Source organism: Marinimicrobium sp. C2-29, from assembly GCF_038419845.1.
Classification (GTDB): Bacteria; Pseudomonadota; Gammaproteobacteria; order Pseudomonadales; family Cellvibrionaceae; genus Marinimicrobium.
This window is the reverse complement of the sequence record NZ_JBCAQT010000007.1, coordinates 55224-72348: the sequence shown is the minus strand read 5'-3', so window position 1 is coordinate 72348 and position 17125 is coordinate 55224. Positions and strand designations below refer to the sequence as shown.

Annotated in this window: 9 protein-coding genes and 1 tRNA gene; 1 reads left to right on the top strand and 9 read right to left on the bottom strand. The window is 59.7% G+C overall.

Annotated features, from left to right (window positions below; translation table 11 throughout):
• Positions 1 to 7 precede the first annotated feature (7 nt).
• The 5 genes from araD to rnr form a co-directional block, all read right to left on the bottom strand.
• Positions 8 to 700: an L-ribulose-5-phosphate 4-epimerase AraD gene (gene araD, locus AAE484_RS08530; protein ID WP_341937950.1), complete on the bottom strand. Its 693-nt coding sequence runs from the start codon at positions 698 to 700 to the stop codon at positions 8 to 10.
• Positions 697 to 2364 carry a ribulokinase gene (locus AAE484_RS08525; protein WP_341937949.1) on the bottom strand — a complete coding sequence of 556 codons (1668 nt, stop codon included), beginning with the start codon at positions 2362 to 2364 and terminating at the stop codon, positions 697 to 699. The genes araD and AAE484_RS08525 overlap by 4 nt, the downstream gene beginning before the upstream one ends.
• A 138-nt stretch (positions 2365 to 2502) precedes the next feature.
• Positions 2503 to 4242, bottom strand: a complete 1740-nt coding sequence (locus AAE484_RS08520) for an IlvD/Edd family dehydratase (RefSeq protein WP_341937948.1) — start codon at positions 4240 to 4242, stop codon at positions 2503 to 2505.
• Positions 4243 to 4460: 218 nt separating this feature from the next.
• The gene (rlmB, locus tag AAE484_RS08515; RefSeq protein ID WP_341937947.1) at positions 4461 to 5204 is read right to left on the bottom strand and encodes a 23S rRNA (guanosine(2251)-2'-O)-methyltransferase RlmB; all 744 of its coding nucleotides are present in this window, start codon (positions 5202 to 5204) and stop codon (positions 4461 to 4463) included.
• 109 nt (positions 5205 to 5313) lie between these two features.
• Entirely contained in the window at positions 5314 to 7944 is a 2631-nt protein-coding gene (gene rnr / locus AAE484_RS08510) for a ribonuclease R (RefSeq protein ID WP_341937946.1), read from the bottom strand.
• A gap of 305 nt (positions 7945 to 8249) precedes the next feature.
• Here rnr and AAE484_RS08505 point away from each other — a divergent pair.
• A tRNA-Leu gene (locus AAE484_RS08505) sits at positions 8250 to 8336 on the top strand.
• 317 nt (positions 8337 to 8653) lie between these two features.
• On the opposite strand, the gene AAE484_RS08500 is transcribed toward AAE484_RS08505, so the two are convergent.
• From AAE484_RS08500 to AAE484_RS08485, 4 genes are all read right to left on the bottom strand, one after another.
• Positions 8654 to 10180 carry a tryptophan halogenase family protein gene (locus AAE484_RS08500; protein ID WP_341937945.1) on the bottom strand — a complete coding sequence of 509 codons (1527 nt, stop codon included), beginning with the start codon at positions 10178 to 10180 and terminating at the stop codon, positions 8654 to 8656.
• A gap of 15 nt (positions 10181 to 10195) precedes the next feature.
• On the bottom strand, positions 10196 to 11674 hold the full coding sequence (locus AAE484_RS08495; RefSeq protein WP_341937944.1) for a tryptophan 7-halogenase: 1479 nt from the start codon (positions 11672 to 11674) through the stop codon (positions 10196 to 10198).
• On the bottom strand, positions 11667 to 13199 hold the full coding sequence (locus tag AAE484_RS08490; protein ID WP_341937943.1) for a tryptophan halogenase family protein: 1533 nt from the start codon (positions 13197 to 13199) through the stop codon (positions 11667 to 11669). Before AAE484_RS08490 ends, AAE484_RS08495 begins: the two co-directional genes overlap by 8 nt.
• A gap of 149 nt (positions 13200 to 13348) precedes the next feature.
• Complete coding sequence (locus tag AAE484_RS08485) at positions 13349 to 16723, bottom strand: TonB-dependent receptor (RefSeq protein WP_341937942.1); 3375 nt, start codon at positions 16721 to 16723, stop codon at positions 13349 to 13351.
• Between the last annotated feature and the right edge of the window lie 402 nt (positions 16724 to 17125).

The following is a 17125-nucleotide window of genomic DNA, read 5'->3' as shown; positions in this document are numbered from 1 at the left end:
TAGTCGATTAATTTTGTCCGTAGTAAGCATTCTTGCCGTGCTTACGCAGATAGTGTTTGTCGATGATGCCCTGCTTGAGCGGCTGCACATCGGACCGGAGGGTGCGTGTCAGGTAGGCCATTTTGGCCATCTCTTCCAGAATCACCGCGTGATACACCGACTGGGCCGCGTCTTTCCCCCAGGTAAAGGGCGCGTGACCGGCGATGATGGCCATGGGCGTTTCTACCGGGCTACGATCTTTGAAGCAGTCGGTGATCTGGACGCCGGTCTCTTCTTCGTAATCCCGCTCAATCTGAGCGTCGCTCATGACGGCCGTGCAGGGAATATCGCCGTAGGCGTAGTCCGCATGCGTGGTGCCGTAGCAGGGAATCGGCTGCTGGGCCTGGGCCCAGGCCGTGGCATAGGTTGAGTGGGTGTGGGTCACGCCACCAATGCTCTCGAAGTGGCGATACAGGTGGGTGTGAGTTTTGGTGTCGGAGGAGGGGCGCATCTTGCCCTCTACCACCTGGTTGTCCAGGTCGACCACCACAATGTCATCCACGCTCAGATCTTCGTAGGCGACACCGCTGGGCTTGATGGCAACGACGCCATTGTCCCGATCGATCTGGGAGACGTTGCCCCAGGTGTACACCACCAGGTTGCGGTGGTGCAGCTGCATGTTGGCTTCGTACACTTGCTCTTTCAGGTCGCGATAACTCATTTGCGCTCTCCTTCTACAAAGGCTCCCAGGGTCTGATAGTTTTGGTACAGCTCATCATATTTGGCAGCGGCTTTGGCGTCCGGTTCATAGGTTTTGCACACCGGAGAAGCCATGGCTTTCTGCGCGGCTTCCACGCTGGGGTGCACACCCGCGACCGTGGAGGCAAAAATGGCCGCACCCAGAGCACAACTCTGCTCACTGTCGAGCACATCAATCGGGCAGTTCCACACATCAGAACATACCTGCATGACAAAATCGGACTTTTTGGAAATACCGCCGATCACCACCACGGTATCGATGGCCACACCTTCGGATTTGAAGCGCTCGATGATGGCACGAGCGCCAAACGCGGTGGCCTCAACCAGCGCACGGAAAATGTGGGGCGCGTGGCTGCCCATGGTCAGGCCGCTGATGGCCATGCTCAGGGTCTGGTCAGCATCCGGCGTGCGCCGGCCGTTCACCCAGTCCAGAGCGGTGATGCCGGACTCGCCCGGGGCGATTTCGCTCGCGGCTTTGCCCAGCTCGACCAGTGTTTTGTCTTCAATTTCTTTGACCAGCGCATCGCGCGTCGCCTGATCCAGCGTGTCGCTGTTGGCCAGAATGGTCTGCACCGGCCAGTTGATCAGGTTGCGGAACCAGGCGTAAAGATCACCAAAGGCCGACTGACCGGCTTCCAGACCAACCAGCCCGGGAATGACCGAGCCATCGACCTGACCGCAAATACCGCGAATGCACTTCTCACCGATGTCTTCGTAGCTGGCGACGGTGATGTCGCAGGTGGAGGTCCCCATCACCTTGGTCAGAACACCCGGCTTGACGTTGGCACCCACCGAGCCCATATGGGCGTCGAAGGCACCAAAGCCCACGGGGATACCGGCGGGCAGGCTCAACTTCTGCGCCCACTCTTCGGTCAGGGGGCCCACAGACTGATCGGAGGTGAAGGTTTCGCCGGGCAGACGGTCGCACAGACCGTCGAGCACCGGATCCAGACCGGTGAAGAACTCATTGGGCGGATAGCCACCCCAGCTGGCATGCCACATCACTTTGTGGCCGGCGGCGCAGCGGCCCGCCCGGAACTTGCTCGGGTGGGTGGTGCCGGTCAGCACGGCGGGCATCCAGTCACAGTGTTCGACCCAGCTGTAAGCCGCGTCGCGCACGGCCGGATCTTCGCGCAGCACGTGCAGGGCTTTGGCCCAGAACCACTCCGAGGAGTAGATGCCGCCTTCATACTTGAGATAGTTTTCCGGGGCGGCTTCGGCGGCGGCGGTAATCTGCTGCGCCTCTTTGATGGCGGTGTGGTCTTTCCAGAGCACGAACATGGCGTTGGGGTTTTCGGCAAATTCGGGCTTGAGCGCCAGCGCCACCCCTTCGCTGTCCACCGGGACCGGGGTGGAGCCGGTGGTGTCAAAGCTGACACCGACGACTTTCTCGGCCGCGCCGGCGGGCGCCTCTTTCCAGAGCCCCTGTACGGCCTGCTCTACGCCCTCCAGATAATCGAGCGGATGCTGACGAAACTGGTTTTTGGCCGGCTCGGAATAGAGCCCCTGGTTCCAGCGCTTGTAAGGCACAACCGTGGTGGCCACTTCTTCGCCGCTGGCGGTGTCGACCAGCAGCGCTCGTACCGAATCGGAGCCATAGTCCAGGCCCAGTGCATAAGACGTCATAACATTACCCTGTTGCGTAGTTCCGGCCGCGGCCGGACGGTGATCAAATCTATTGTATTATAATATGCGCAAACACCCTTTTGTCAATCGCTTTCGGCCCTGTCGACGGGACTCCGTTACCGCCACCACCCCCGAAACTCAATGCGAATGGGCCGGGACCTCGGCGCCACGGCAACCGACCAGAAAGTCAAAATCGCACCCCTCGTCGGCCTGCATCACGTGGTCCAGGTAGAGCTGCATATAGCCCCCCGGTCGCGCCGCCGGCCCGGCCGCCCGCAACCGCTCCAGGCGGCGATTCAATTCCGTATCGCTCAACTCGACATTCAGCTGCCCGCTGGCGGCGTCCAGCTCAATCCAGTCGCCATCCTCCACTGCTGCGAGCGGCCCCAGCTCGCGCGCCTCCGGCGTCACATGTAGCACTACGGTGCCGAAGGCGGTACCGCTCATACGGGCATCGGAAATTCTCACCATGTCGGTCACGCCCTGCTTGAGCAGTTTGGGCGGCAACCCCATGTTCCCCACTTCGGCCATTCCCGGGTACCCCTTGGGGCCGCAGTTCTTGAGCACCAGCACCGAGGAGGCATCCACGTCCAGGTCCGGGTCCATAATTCGTTCTTTATAGTGTTCAAAGTCCTCAAACACGACCGCCCTGCCCCGGTGGTGCATCAGCTCGTGGGTGGCCGAGGAGGGTTTGAGGACGGCCCCGCGCGGCGCCAGGTTACCCCGAACCACACAAATGCCGCCACTCTCACACAGCGGACGCTCCAGAGGCCGGATGACCTCCTCATTGAAGCACTCCGCCTGGGCGTTGTTCTCCCCGAGGCTGCGCCCGGTCACTGTCCTCGCATCTGCGTTCAGCAGCCCGGCCTCGTTCAGGCGACGCAATACAGGGGGCAGACCGCCGGCGTAATAGAATTCTTCCATCAAAAAGCGGCCCGAAGGCTGCAAATCGACAATGGTGGGGACCGGCTGACCGTAGGTCTGCCAGTCATCCAGGCTCAGCTCCACTCCCAGCCGCTGGGCAATGGCCTTGAGATGGATCACGGCATTGGTCGAGCCGCCCACGGCGGCAATGGTGCGAATGGCATTGATGAATGACTCGCGGGTCATGATATCCGAGGGTTTCAGATCCTCCTGCACCATTCCGACGATCCGCATGCCGGTCAGGTAGGAGAGCGCGCCGCGCCGGGCGTCGACCGCCGGGATGGCCGCGCTTTCGGGCAGCGACATGCCCATGGCTTCGGCGACGCAGGCCATGGTAGAGGCGGTTCCCATGGTATTGCAGGTGCCGGCGGAGCGCGACATGCCCGCCTCGGCCTCCATGAACTCGTCCAGCGTGATCCGTCCCGCCTTGTAATCCTCATGCAGCGTCCACACCAGGGTGCCCGAACCCACATCCTGCCCCCGGTGCTTGCCGTTGAGCATGGGCCCGCCGGTGAGCACGATACTGGGGATATCGCAGCTGGCCGCGCCCATCATCAGCGCCGGCGTGGTTTTGTCGCAGCCGGTCATCAGCACCACGCCATCGAGGGGGTTGCCCCGGATCGACTCTTCAACATCCATGGCTGCCAGATTGCGGGTCAGCATGGCGGTGGGCCGCAGGTTGGACTCGCCGCTGGAGAACACCGGAAACTCGACCGGAACACCGCCCGCTTCGATAATCCCCCGACGGACCCGGTCGGCCAGGTCGCGGAAGTGTGCGTTACAGGGGGTGAGCTCCGACCAGGTATTGCAGATACCAATCACCGGCTTGCCCTGAAAGTGATGCTCGGGAATGCCCTGATTCTTCATCCAGCTGCGATACATGAAACCGTTCTTGTCTCGGGCGCCAAACCACTGAGCGGATCGCAGGGGTCGATTTTCGTCATTATCAGTCATAGCGGACAGCTCGAATTTCTTTGTTTTATTCGTAATACAATATAATTCGACGCTGGACCGACTTCAAGCACAAGAAGGGATAAAATCCGGCCTGAATGGCAAAATCCGGTGCCAATCGCCCCTATTTCGCCAAAACCGGCGCCAAACCAGGGCTTATGGTCCAAAGATTAGTAAGATGATTTGGTCAAAAATACCCAAAAAAGAAGGGATGAGCGGGCTCAGAGGGAACGCTGGCGCACGGCTTCAAACAGACAGACGCCCGCCGCCACCGAGACGTTGAGGCTGCTGACCGAGCCGGCCATGGGAATCTTGATGAGATAATCGCAGGTTTCCCGGGTCAAGCGGCGCAGGCCTTCGCCCTCCGCCCCCATCACCAGGGCGATGGGGCCTTTGAGATCGGCCTGGTAGAGGGTGGCGTCCGCCTCTCCGGCGGCGCCCACCAACCAGACACCGGCGTCCTGGAGCTTCTTGAGCGTGCGCGCCAGATTGGTGACCGGCACAAAAGGCAGCACTTCCGCCGCGCCCGAGGCCACTTTGCGTGCCACCGGGCTCAGGCCCGCCGACTTGTCCTTGGGCGCAATCACCGCATCCACCCCGGCCGCCTCGGCGCTGCGCAGGCAGGCCCCCAGATTGTGGGGGTCCGTCACGCCATCGAGCACCAACAGCAGGGGCGTGTGCCCCAGCGACTCGAGCAGACGCAGCAGAAAGGCTTCATCGTGGACCTCACCGGGACGACACCGGGCGACCACACCCTGATGATTTTCACCTTCAGACAGCGCATCGAGTTTGGCGCGCCCCATCGTCTGCACCGACATGCCTTCGGCTTCGGCGATCTTGAGCAGCTTCTGCAGCCGCTGGTCGCCCCGCCCCTGCAGGCAATACAGCTCCAGCACACGCTGGGGAGCACTTTTCAGCAGGGCCTGCACCGAGTGCAGACCAAACACGATTTCACTCTTACTCACGCCGTTGTCCCGGTCCTGATTTCGCGGTCAATCACTGTCCCGGTCACGTTCGCGACCGGCCTTGTCCAGCGCCGCCTGACGGACGCTGCAGAGGTTTTCGAACCAGTGATTATCTCTTCTTAGTAAATTTAGCCAGCGCTTTTTTGACACCAGCTGCCGCCGACGCAAATAGAGACCGGCTCTTAGGCGCATCAGTCTCTTGCGTCTGTCGAACTGCTCCAGCTTTCGGCGACCGCGAAGCTTTCGTACCTTGCTGTTGACCATGGCGTTGTTCTGTCTTGGCTTGGTTGGGTTTGCGCGGACGACGGTTACCGCCACCCGACTTCTGACCCGGTTTATTTTGTCCTGACTTGTTCTGGTCCTGTTTGGCCTGGCCCTGTTTCTTCTGACCGGGCTTGCCATCGGACTTGGCTTTCGCCTTGCTTCCGGCCTTAGCTTTACCGCCACCTTTGTTGGCCCCGGAGTCCTGACGGGCGTTGGCCTTACCCTTGCCACGACGGGTGGAGGTAACCTCTTCCATTTCAAAATCGATCTTGCGGCTGTCCAGATCCACCTGCACCACGCGCACGCGCAGCTCATCGCCCAGGCCAAAGACCTTGCGCGTCCGGTCGCCTACCAGGCGGTGCTGGGCCGGCTCGAAGCGGTAATAATCGTGAGGCAGCGCAGTGATGTGCACCAGCCCCTCGACGTACAGATCCTTGATTTCGACAAACAGGCCGAAGCCCACAACCGCCGCGACCACACCGTCGAACACTTCGCCCACATGGTCCTGCAGGTACTCGCACTTGAGCCAGCTGGTGACGTCGCGGGTGGCTTCATCGGCACGGCGCTCGCTCAAGGAGCAGTGCTCGCCCAAGGCGACAATGTCCGAGGTCTCGTAGGGGTAGATCTCTTTCAGGCTGAGCGGCTTGGCGCCCTCCACCTTGACCACCTGGCTGGATTGGCGCTCACCCCGGATCACGGAGCGAATGGCCCGGTGAACCAGAAGGTCCGGGTAGCGGCGGATGGGCGAGGTGAAGTGGGTATAGGCATCAAAGCCCAGCCCGAAGTGCCCCTCATTCTCCACCTGATAGACCGCCTGACGCATCGTACGCAGCATGACCATCTGGATCAGATGGCTGTCTGAACGGCCCTGAATGGTCTGCATCAATGCCTGGAAATCGGCCGAGGTGGGCTCTGAACCACCGCCCAGCCCCAGGCCCAATTCGCCCAGAAATTCTCGCAGGTTGGCCAGCTTCTCTTCCGTGGGCCCCTGGTGCACCCGATAGAGACAGGTGATGTTGTGTTTTTCCAGAAAGCGCGCCGTGCACACATTGGCGCACAACATGCACTCTTCCACAATTTTGTGCGCGTCGTTGCGATGAACCGGCACGATGCGGTCGATCTTGCGATCTTCATTGAAGACGATCTGGGTTTCGGTGGTTTCAAAATCGATCGCGCCACGCTCGTCCCGCGCCTGGCGCAAGACTTTATAGAGTTTGTGCAACGAGTGCAGCTGCGGCAGCACATCGGAAAATTCCTGGCGCAGCGGATGTTCGTCATCGCCCTCAGCCTGAAGAATATCCCACACCTTGTTATAGGTCAGGCGCGCATGGGAGTACATCACCCCCTCGTAGAACTTGTAACTGGTGATCTCGCCTTCGGCGCTGAGGTTCATCTCGCACACCATGCACAACCGATCCACCTTGGGATTGAGCGAGCAGAGGCCATTGGAGATGGCCTCGGGCAGCATCGGAACGACATAATCCGGGAAATAAACCGAGGTGGCGCGTCGCTGTGCTTCGCGATCCAGCCCACTGTTGCAGGGCACATAGTGCGAGACATCGGCAATGGCAACCGACAGACGCCAGCCGCCACCCTTGCGCTTTTCCGCCAGGATCGCGTCATCAAAGTCGCGCGCGTCGGCACCATCTATGGTCACAAAGGGCAGATGGCGGACATCCACCCGGTGGAGCTTGTCCTGCTCCTGGACCGTGTCGGCCAGGGCATTGGCTTCTTCCAGCGCCGCTTCGGGCCAGACATTGGGAATGTCGTGAGTCTGAATCGCCAGATCAATTTCCAAACCGGGCGCCATATGATCGCCCAGCACCTGAATCACACGCCCGGTGGTCGGGCGCTTCTTGTCCGGCTGCTGGGTAATCTCGACCACCACGATCTGGCCGGACTCGGCACCGTCTTCGGCACCGGGCGGAATCATGACATCGTGCGTAATGCGAAGGTTCTCGGGGCTGACGAACTGCACGCCATCGTCTTTGAAGAAGCGACCCGCCAACTGGTGGGTATTGCGTGAGAGCACCTCGACGATGTCGGCCTCTTCCTTGCCGCGGTAGGTGCCGGTGACCCGCACCAGCACTTCGTCGCCATCAAACACCCGGCGCATCTGCCGGTTGTGCAGGTAGAGGTCATTGCCGCCTTTGGCGGGAATCACGAAACCGTAGCCATCCCGGTGCCCCTGAACGCGACCGCGGATCACATCAATTTTGTCCAGGCGGGCAAAGGCCCCCCGGCGGTTGCTGACCAACTGGCCGTCGCGGGCCATGGCGATCAGCCGGCGGCGCACCGCCTCGACCCGATCTTCGTCGGTGATCTCGAGCATGTCGCACACTTCCGGGTGCGTCACTGGCCCCTGAGCGGTGTCGAGCAGCTCGAGAATGTATTCCCGGCTGGGAACCGGGTTTTCGTAATTTTGCGCCTCGCGATCGGCGTGTGGGTCGTTCTCTGGTAACTTTTCTTTGCTCAAAACTGGTATCCCGTTTACGGAAAAATGGTTGCCCCTTGTGAGGGCATGCTGATCGTTCACCGTGGACGGATGCCTGCCGGAAATCGAGGCCAGTGTGAACGCTGAAAATGCCCTTTTGGGGGCCGTTTGGCTCTATACAGAGCAACTTCGGCCCACATTATAGGCCAGTTGGACCTATAAACCCATGGATAGCGCCGGAATCACCAAAATTTTCTTAAAAAGTATTCAACGGAGCGTTGACAAGGTTCCGATCTGACATTATAGTGCGCGACCTCGGCAGTTGATGCCGAGCAAGCACCCCCTAAGCCCAGGTGGTGAAATTGGTAGACACGCTAGCTTCAGGTGCTAGTGGCCGCAAGGCCGTGGAGGTTCAAGTCCTCTCCTGGGCACCATATATTAAAGAACCGAGCCAGCTGGCTCGGTTTTTTTGTATAGGGATATACTTATACTGGGAAGCACAGGGACGTGCGGGAGCAGTATCTTATGCCCACTCGAGGACCAAGGTCCTCTAGCTCTCTGCGCTCCCGAGCACCCTGGCGCATCCATGCGCCTGGTCCTGGGCACCATACGTGAAAAGGCAGAACCCAAGGGTTCTGCCTTTTTTTATGTCAGTCGAATATTACTTCTGCCGCTTCGCGCCTCCATACGCTCTCGCGGCTCCCTATATAGGAAGGCAGGTGCGCTTCGCTTACCGTGCCCTACATAAAACCTAACGGCTCCCCATCTCCTTTTTTTCCGCCGGACAGTTTTCGGCGATGTATTGCTCGTGCGGCGGCATGTATTCCACCGATTTGGCGATGACCTGGCGGATGCCCTCCAGGCGCCGGGCGATCTCCTCCTTCGGCAGTGTATCGACGATGGGGTGGTAACCCTTGGCGCGCAGTCCCTGGCCGTGCATGACCTCCAGCCAGCTCAGGTCGTTGAAGAGCTCATCGCTGTCGCGGAATATCCGGCCGTTCTTGCGGTATTGATCGATCTTGCGCTGCAGCGACTCCGGAATCGACATGGTGCGACAGTAATTCCAGAAATCGGAATCGTCCCGCTCGGTAATGCAATAGTGGGCGATCAGGAAATCGCGAATCCGGTCGAACTCGAAGTGCGCCTGGCGGTTGTACTCGTCGATGTCCTCCTGATCGAAATCGCGGTTGGGGAACAGGCTCATCAACTTGGCTATGCCCGATTGCACCAGGTGAATACTGGTCGACTCCAGTGGCTCCATGAAACCGCTGGCCAGACCCAGCGCGACGCAGTTCTTGTTCCAGAACTTTTTGCGCTTGCCGGTGGTGAACTTGAGAAACTTCGGATCGGCCAGCGGCTCACCATCGAGATTTTTCAGCAGGGTGCTGGCCGCCTCGTCGTCGCTGATGTACTGGCTGCAATAGACGTGGCCGTTACCGGTACGGTGCTGCAGGGGGATACGCCACTGCCAGCCGGCGCTGTGGGCGGTCGAGCGGGTGTAGGGCGTGGCCGGGCCCACTTTCTCGCAGGGCACGGCGACCGCCCGGTCACAGGGAAGCCAGTGGCTCCAGTCATCATAGCCGGTTTTCATCGCCTCCTCGATCAGCAGGCCCCGGAAACCCGAGCAATCGATGAACAGGTCCGCCTCGAGGGTTTCACCATCTTCCAGCTGTACCGAGTCGATAAAGCCGTTATCCGGATTCAGCCGCACGTCGGTGATTTTGCCTTCCCGGCGGTGGACACCGCGCTCGACCGCAAAGTCGCGCAGGAACATGGCGTAAAGGGTCGCATCAAAGTGAAACGCGTAGGCGATATTGGACAGGGGCGAGTTGCCGGCCTCCACCGGGCGCATGAACCGGCCCTCTTTGGCCGCCAGCGAATTCAGGGTGTAGGCGTCGATATCCCGCGCCTCGCCTTCGGCGTACATTTTCAGCCAGTAGTGGTAGAACTGGATGGCCTCCATGTCCTTGCCCACTTCGCCAAAGGCGTGAATGTAGCGATCGCCCAACCGGCCCCAGTTGACGAACTCGATGCCCAGCTTGAAAGTGCCCTGGGTCTTTCTGATGAACTCGTTTTCATCCAGCCCCAACAGGCGGTTGAACAGCTGTATCTGCGGAATGGTGGCCTCACCGACCCCCACGGTCCCGATGGAGTCGGATTCCACCAGCTGAATCTCACAGTAATCATTCTTCAACACCTTGGCCATGGCGGCCGCTGCCATCCAGCCGGCGGTGCCCCCGCCCACAATCAAGACCTTCTGTATTCTGTTATCCGGCATAGTAACCTCTGTGACTCATTGTTTGGGGGCGGGACAGTAGCGCGCCACCACCTCCTCGAGGGACGGCATTCGCTCGCTTTCCTGCGCCAACTTTCGATAAATCTTCTCATGGGTGTTTCGCAGCACGGCCTCATCAACACCATCGAGGACGACGTCGTACCGGTCGGGTTCAATGCCCAGCCCCAGCAGCAGCGCAACCCAGGTTTCCTGGGGCACCGGCTCTTCATCATTGAGCCAGAGCCGACCCTGACCGGTAAACAGCGACAGTTTCCAGGCCAGAGATTCGGGCCCCTGCGTCAGAGCATCAGGGCCGGCGCCCGCCAGCGTGTGGGCGACATGAAAATCCCGAAAGCCGTCGAGAATCTCCCCGCAGCGCCGATTGTACTCCCGCTGCAGCGCCTCCTGGTTGTCGCGATGGGGGTAGAGCTCAAGCCAAAGCAACAGGCTCTTCGTGGCCCAATGCAGTTCAGACAGGACGACCGGGGTCGCGCTCCCGGCCGCATCGCCCAGCGCCAGGCAGTTACCGGCCCAGAACTGATCTCTCCGCCCCGGACGCAGGGGCCGTGTCGATACCGGGTCCGCTCCCACCTTCCTGCAGTACGCATCCGGGTCAAAGCCGGACGACTCCCGATAGAAGTACTGGTGCACCCGTCCGTTCTGCAGACCGACGGTTTTCTCCCAACCGTCGGCATTCAGGCTGACCTCACTGTAGGGCTTAACATCACTCGGTCCCGCCGCAAAGCAGCTCAGCTGACTGTCCCAGGGAAGCCAGTGCGACCAGGACTGATAACCGATGCCCAGGCCTTCGCCGATCAACCGGCCGCGCTCGCCCGAGCAGTCCATATAAAAGTCGGCTTCAATCCGCTGGCCATTGCTCAGGTCTAGCGCCTCAACTCGATCTCCGCCGGCCGAGGCCCTCACGGCCGTGATATCGGCCCGGGCGACGTTGAAGCCCAGAGTGCCGGCCCTGGTTTCCAGGTACTGAATAAAGCGGGACAGATCCAGGTGCAGGCCATAGCGCAGAGTGGATTTGACTGATCGGGGGTCATCTACCGGGAATTCAAACCGCCCCTTGAGCGCCGCCTGGGTCGACAGAAAATAGTGGTTGAACTGACGGCGCCGGCCCTTTGGACACAGCTTGAAAAACGTCTGCTCAAAACTCGCGGGGCTGGGCGCCATACCATGGGTGCCGAATGGCAGAAAAAAGCCATCCTGGCCGGGCGTACGATACTTGATCCCCAGACTGAAAAGCCCGGAGCAGGCCGAGAGCAGCTCGCGCTCGGACAATTGCCAGAGCTCAATCAGGCGGGGCAGTGCCGGCTGTGACACCTCGACCAGTGGCTGAGCGTCGGTCTGCTCGCCCGCCACCAGTGTCACCACAACGCCATGACGGTTGAGCGACTGCGCCAGTATCGCCGCCGACGTCCAGGCCACCGCATTGTTGCCCACCACCGCTATCGAGCGCAGCGCGTTGCGGCCTTCCGGTTCAACCATACCGACCTCCGTACAGGCTCAGGGTCGCGGGCGAGGAGCCGGTCCAGGGGCGCGTTCGAAGCGCTTCCCCGTGGTCGGGCAATGCCAGTGCCTGTTGACGACAGTGTTCGGCCAGGGCATTGAGCTTGCGAGCCACCGCTTCACCGGGCAGCGCCTCTACCCTGGGGTCCAGAGTCTCGGGCTCCAGACCCTGCCCAAGATACACCGCGAGCCAACTGGGTTGGGCAAACAGACCGTACTCGTAGTGCTCGACAGCGCCCGCCTCGCGAAACAGGGCCATTTTACGCTCCAGTTCATCCGGAACACCCATGAGCCGACACTCCTTCCAGAAAGAGGAGTCGTCGCGACGGTTCAGGTGATAATGCAGAATCAGAAAGTCCCGGACCCGGTGATACTCCATGGACATCCACCGGTTGAACGCCTCCCGCCCGGCGCCCGCGCAATCCGCCGCCGGGAAATACTCGATCAACTTCAAAATGGCCATCTGGATCAGGTAAATGCTGGTGGACTCCAGCGGCTCGAGAAAACCGCTGGAAAGCCCGATCGCGACACAGTTTTTCTCCCAGCTGCGCTCACGGCAGCCGGGCTCAAAGCGAATGAAGTTCGGTTCGGTAATCGCCTCGCCGATCGAGTCGCGCAACTGCTGACAGGCCTCGTCGTCGCTCAGGTGGTCGCTGGAATAAACCTGGCCATTACCGGTTCGGTGCTGCAGCGGAATGCGCCACTGCCAGCCGGTGGCGGTCGCCCGCACCCGGGTATAGGAAGGAACCGGGTCGAGTGCCGGGCTGGCCATGGCGACCGCCCGGTCACAGGGCAGCCAGTGTCGCCAGTTGCGGAAAGGTACGCCCAGCGTCTGCCCCAGCAACAGCGAGCGAAAACCCGAGCAATCAATAAACAGCTGACCCGGAATCACCTGCCCGGATTCCAGCTCCAGCGATTCAATCGCTCCCTCATCGCGATCGCGATGCACCGTCCTGACCTTGCCCTCAATCCGTTTGACGCCCCGCGCCTCGGCGTACTGGCGCAGAAACCGGGCGTAGCGTCCGGCATCCAGGTGAAAAGCGTAACCGTAACCGATGTCCAGACGGGCGTGGGGTGGCGCAAATCTGTTGGCAGCCGCCGCGTGACTGGCGACCGAAAAACTGTCCAGCGACCGCTTTTTCAGGTGGGGGCGGGCCTTGAGCCAGTAGTGATGGAAATCGATACCGTCAAGATCCGCACCAAAGGGGCTGAACGGGTGAAAGTAGGCGCTATCGGCACTCCCCCAGCCGATGAACTCAATGGCCAGTTTGTAGGTCGCCTGAGTGGCTTCCATAAAGTCGGCTTCGTCGATTCCCAGTAATTCGTTGAACTGGCGAATATGTGGAATTGTCGCCTCCCCGACACCAACAGTGCCGATCTGCTCCGACTCCACCAGAGTCACGGAACAGTGCCGGGGGAGCAATCGACTGAGGGCGGCGGCGGCCATCCAACCGGCCGTCCCTCCCCCGACGATCACGACACGCTCTATCGCGCTAGTGGTCATATCAACACCCTCAGTCGTTCTTATTGTCGGTACCCGTGAACACAGCCAGTATAAAACCATCACCCTGGCGGTACCAGCCTGCATTTTTGCAAAAAAAAAACGCAGCACCGAGGTGCTGCGTTTTTTTCGATGCTGTTAACTCGAGTCGGTTAGAACTGAGCTTTCAGCGTCAGGGCAAGGCGACGGTCGTTGACGAACCAGGAGCGACCGGTCTGGCGACCGTCGTTATCCAGTGTCATGATCGTTTCCGTCTGGGTGTTTGCCAGGTTGGTGGCCTGCAGACCGATGGTGATCTCGTCGGTCACATTGTAGCTTACAGAACCATCCAGGAAGCCGGCATCGGCATTCCAGATCGGGTGACCACTGATTACATCGCGCGTGGTTACCAGATACTCGGAACGCCAGTTGTAGGCCAGACGTGCCGCCCAGTCGTTCTTCTCATACATCAACACAAAGTTGGCTGTATGTTCCGACAGACCGCGCAAGGGCAGCCCCGCCAACTCCAGGTTGGCCGCTTCCAGGCCCGGTTGCGGGTTCGGGTTGGATTCAGGATCTGCATCCGTCGCCGGGTCACCGCTGGCCGAGAAGTTGGGCACACCTTCAGAGTCGATATAGGTGTAGTTCGCCTGAATACCGAAACCATCGAAAGGCTCTGGCAGCATATCGTAGAATTGCTGATAGGCAATCTCCATACCCTGCACAGTACCTTCTTCACCGTTACGTGTGGTGGTGAAGTCCACGGTCTGGGACACGCCGGTATCCGGGTTGGTGAACGTTCGCGGCAAAGCACCTTCGATAAAGAAGTTGGTCAAGTCTTTATAGAACAGGCTACCGGTCAAAGAGCCCACCGGCGCGAAGTACCACTCAAGCGAGGCATCGTACTGGATCGACTCCATGGGCTGTAGCGCCGGGTTGCCACCACTACCAGTCCACTGGACATCGCTCACCCCGAGAATGCGGGGACGCGTGTCAGCCGGTCCAGCGGTTTCTTCTTCTGATGGCTGCTCGCGCTCAACGGTCAGCTGACGCGCGCCCAACATGGCCTGGTTACGCACTTCAGACATATCCGGAAGCGCAATGGCTTTCGAGACCGCATAGCGAGTGATCAGATCATCGGTCAGCTGAACTTTCAGGTTGAAGCTCGGCAGGAAAGTGTCGTACTCGGAACTGTACTCCTGGAATTCGGCTGTATCATTACCGAATGCCTGCTCATCTGCCGAAAGCCAGTTGTTGGCATCACGAGAATACTCAAGCTGGGTATTGACATCGTCCAGCCAGTCGCTCTCAGACTCCCACTTGGCCGGATCAAAAGGTCCAACCTGGTCTTCAGCCCACTTGCGAATAGCACCAGCATCGCTCAGATCTGTGGGAGCTCCTTCAGGATAAGGAGTACCAATCAGATCGGGGTACTGCACAGAACCCAAAGCGTCGCGTGTCAGCTCAACATAACGCACACCAATGTTGCCCGAGAAGCGGTAGGCGAAATCATCCGAGCCAAAGTCCAGGCGAACATAGCCGGCCGTGTTGGTCTCGGTGGTGTCGTATATCTCTTCGGGCGCAAAATAGGTCCCATCGATGACTTCATCACGATTCGGGTACGGCTCCCAGATACCCTCAGCGCCAGGGTTGTTCTGGGGCAGCTGGCGACCGGCGATCACTTCTTTCAACAGCTCTTCTTTCGGGAACAGGAAGCCGTCTCCGGGAATGTTCACCACACCGCCGCGATGGAAGTCAGACCAGTCGATGTACTCATAGTCATCGGCCAGCTCTTCGGTTTCCGACAGCCACATGGCACCTTCGCCACCATTGGGGCCCCACTCAGCGCCGATGTGACCCCAGTTGTACGACGTGCTGCGCACAATCTGGTTACGGTCGGCATAGCGCACGCCCGCTTTGACCGAACGGAAAAAGTCCATGCCATCCAGGTAATGGGTCACATCAAACCGTCCAGCGACGGACTCGCCTTCTGAACGCTCGTAATGGTCCATGGCCGAGCGCCACCAGTAGCTGTCCGGGTCCTGGTAGTAGTTGGTATCACCCGCCGGATCATCGGAGAAGCCGGGGAAGTCTTCCGCGTACCACTCGGGGTTCGCGTCACGACGTCCATCCCAGGGCTCGACAACAGTCAGGCTTGGTGTGTCACCGGTGGTGTCATAGCTCTGCAGCACGTAAAGGCCGTTGGCAACCTGGATGTCGTCATCCGAGGTGGTCGCATCCACAAACTGCAGATCACCTTCAAACTCCCACGCGTCTGACGGGGTCCACTTAACGTTAAAGCTCAGGTCATCCACGATGGTGTGGGTGTCTTTGTAGCGAGTGTCGGCCTGGAACTTCTGACCGAAGTAATCATTGGCAGTCACGTAGTCTTCCGGCGCATCACCTTCTCCGGTCCAGCCAGAGGGCACACGGCCTTCACCGCCGCGCCAGCCGCCGCCATCAACGATGAAGCCGGACTCGAAGATACCGCGATGGTTGAAGTCGAACTCGGTGCCCGGGTAGGGACGCGAACGACGGGACTCGGTCACTGTACCGTCATCCGTCTCTTCACCGTAGCCACCCTGATACTTGATAGCGTTCTCTTTCCAGCTCAGGCGAGCATCAGAGCGCATAAATTGTGCAGTCGCCTCGATCGTATCGTCGGGGCTGGCCCACTGGGCCGCTGCCGCGAAGCCCTGGCGCACACGGTCATCTTCTTTGGTAAAGAAGTTGGAGCCGTTGGTCATCCAGACCTGGTTTTCCTCGTCAGCCAGACCCGGAGGGGCGCCCACGGTATCCGCGTTGTACTTCACATAGGCGTCGCCCTGGATGCCGTGAGAAGTACCGATCAGCTCGGAGTAGGAGGCGTTCAGCAACAGGCCAAACTCACCCAGCTCCTCGGTCTCCCAGCGGTCACTGTACAGAGCGGAGAAGGTCGGAGAGGCTTCTTCGGCCATATCGCCGTAGGAGACGTCGCCGGTGAAGGCCAGCAGGCGGTCGTCCTGGTCAAAGGGCTTGCGGGTACGCAGGCTCACTGTGCCGCCAATGCCGCCTTCAATCATGTCGGCAGACTGGTTTTTGTACAGGTCCACACCGGCCATCAACTCGGGCGGCACGTCCTGGAAGTTCAGGCCACGGCCGGAGTTGGCGGTGAAAGAGTCCCGGCCGTTGAATTCACTGCGGGTCGCACTCATACCGCGGATCACCGCACCACTGCCCTCAACACCAAAGTGGTCGGGGTCATCAGGTGCCTGAAACCGCTCAATGGAGACGCCGGGCATCCGCTGCATGGCTTCAAGCACACTGCGGTCAGGCAGTGACCCGATATCCTCGGAGGAGATGGCATCGACGAAGGTATCGGCGTTGCGTTTGATATCCTGGGCGTTTTCCAGGTTCTGCCGGACGCCGCTTACGACGATTTCTTCCAGGAGAGGTTGTTCTTCGGACGCGGTCTGCGCCAGAGTGGGAGATCCCATTGCCATGACACACATGGCGAGCATCGACTTCTTGAAGGTGATGCCTTGTTTAGCGTTTTCGCGATAAACCATAGCGCTTTACCCCATTGTTATTATGTAACACAGTATCGACCGGCAGCCCCTCCCTTACCTTTAATGCCTAATAATAGAGAAGCGGTACTACCTGTGAACATTTGGCTTTCATTTTAAGTCGTGCCTGCTCGCTACTGCCCGGGCCGAACCGCTCAGGTAATAGTCAAACAGACCACTATATTGATAGTGCATCAACTCCATCTAATAGTCAAACAGTAAATTAAGCCGATTTGGACATGTTTTTCCACACCGGCAGCCAAATACGGTTGACACATGATTCCTCCTAAAATATAAACAATAGAGAAGTGATAAATCATACAAAACCGGCCAGCCCTCGACCTTTGCCCGGCGCATCGCTATAATCCGCGTGCGTCAAGGACCAGCCACAGCCATACTGGATGC

Coding starts and splice junctions, on each gene's coding strand:
- araD (WP_341937950.1), bottom strand. CDS start 700: ATGAGTTATCGCGACCTGAAAGAGCAAGTGTACGAAGCCAACATGCAG.
- AAE484_RS08525 (WP_341937949.1), bottom strand. CDS start 2,364: ATGACGTCTTATGCACTGGGCCTGGACTATGGCTCCGATTCGGTACGA.
- AAE484_RS08520 (WP_341937948.1), bottom strand. CDS start 4,242: ATGACTGATAATGACGAAAATCGACCCCTGCGATCCGCTCAGTGGTTT.
- AAE484_RS08500 (WP_341937945.1), bottom strand. CDS start 10,180: ATGCCGGATAACAGAATACAGAAGGTCTTGATTGTGGGCGGGGGCACC.
- AAE484_RS08495 (WP_341937944.1), bottom strand. CDS start 11,674: ATGGTTGAACCGGAAGGCCGCAACGCGCTGCGCTCGATAGCGGTGGTG.
- AAE484_RS08490 (WP_341937943.1), bottom strand. CDS start 13,199: ATGACCACTAGCGCGATAGAGCGTGTCGTGATCGTCGGGGGAGGGACG.
- AAE484_RS08485 (WP_341937942.1), bottom strand. CDS start 16,723: ATGGTTTATCGCGAAAACGCTAAACAAGGCATCACCTTCAAGAAGTCG.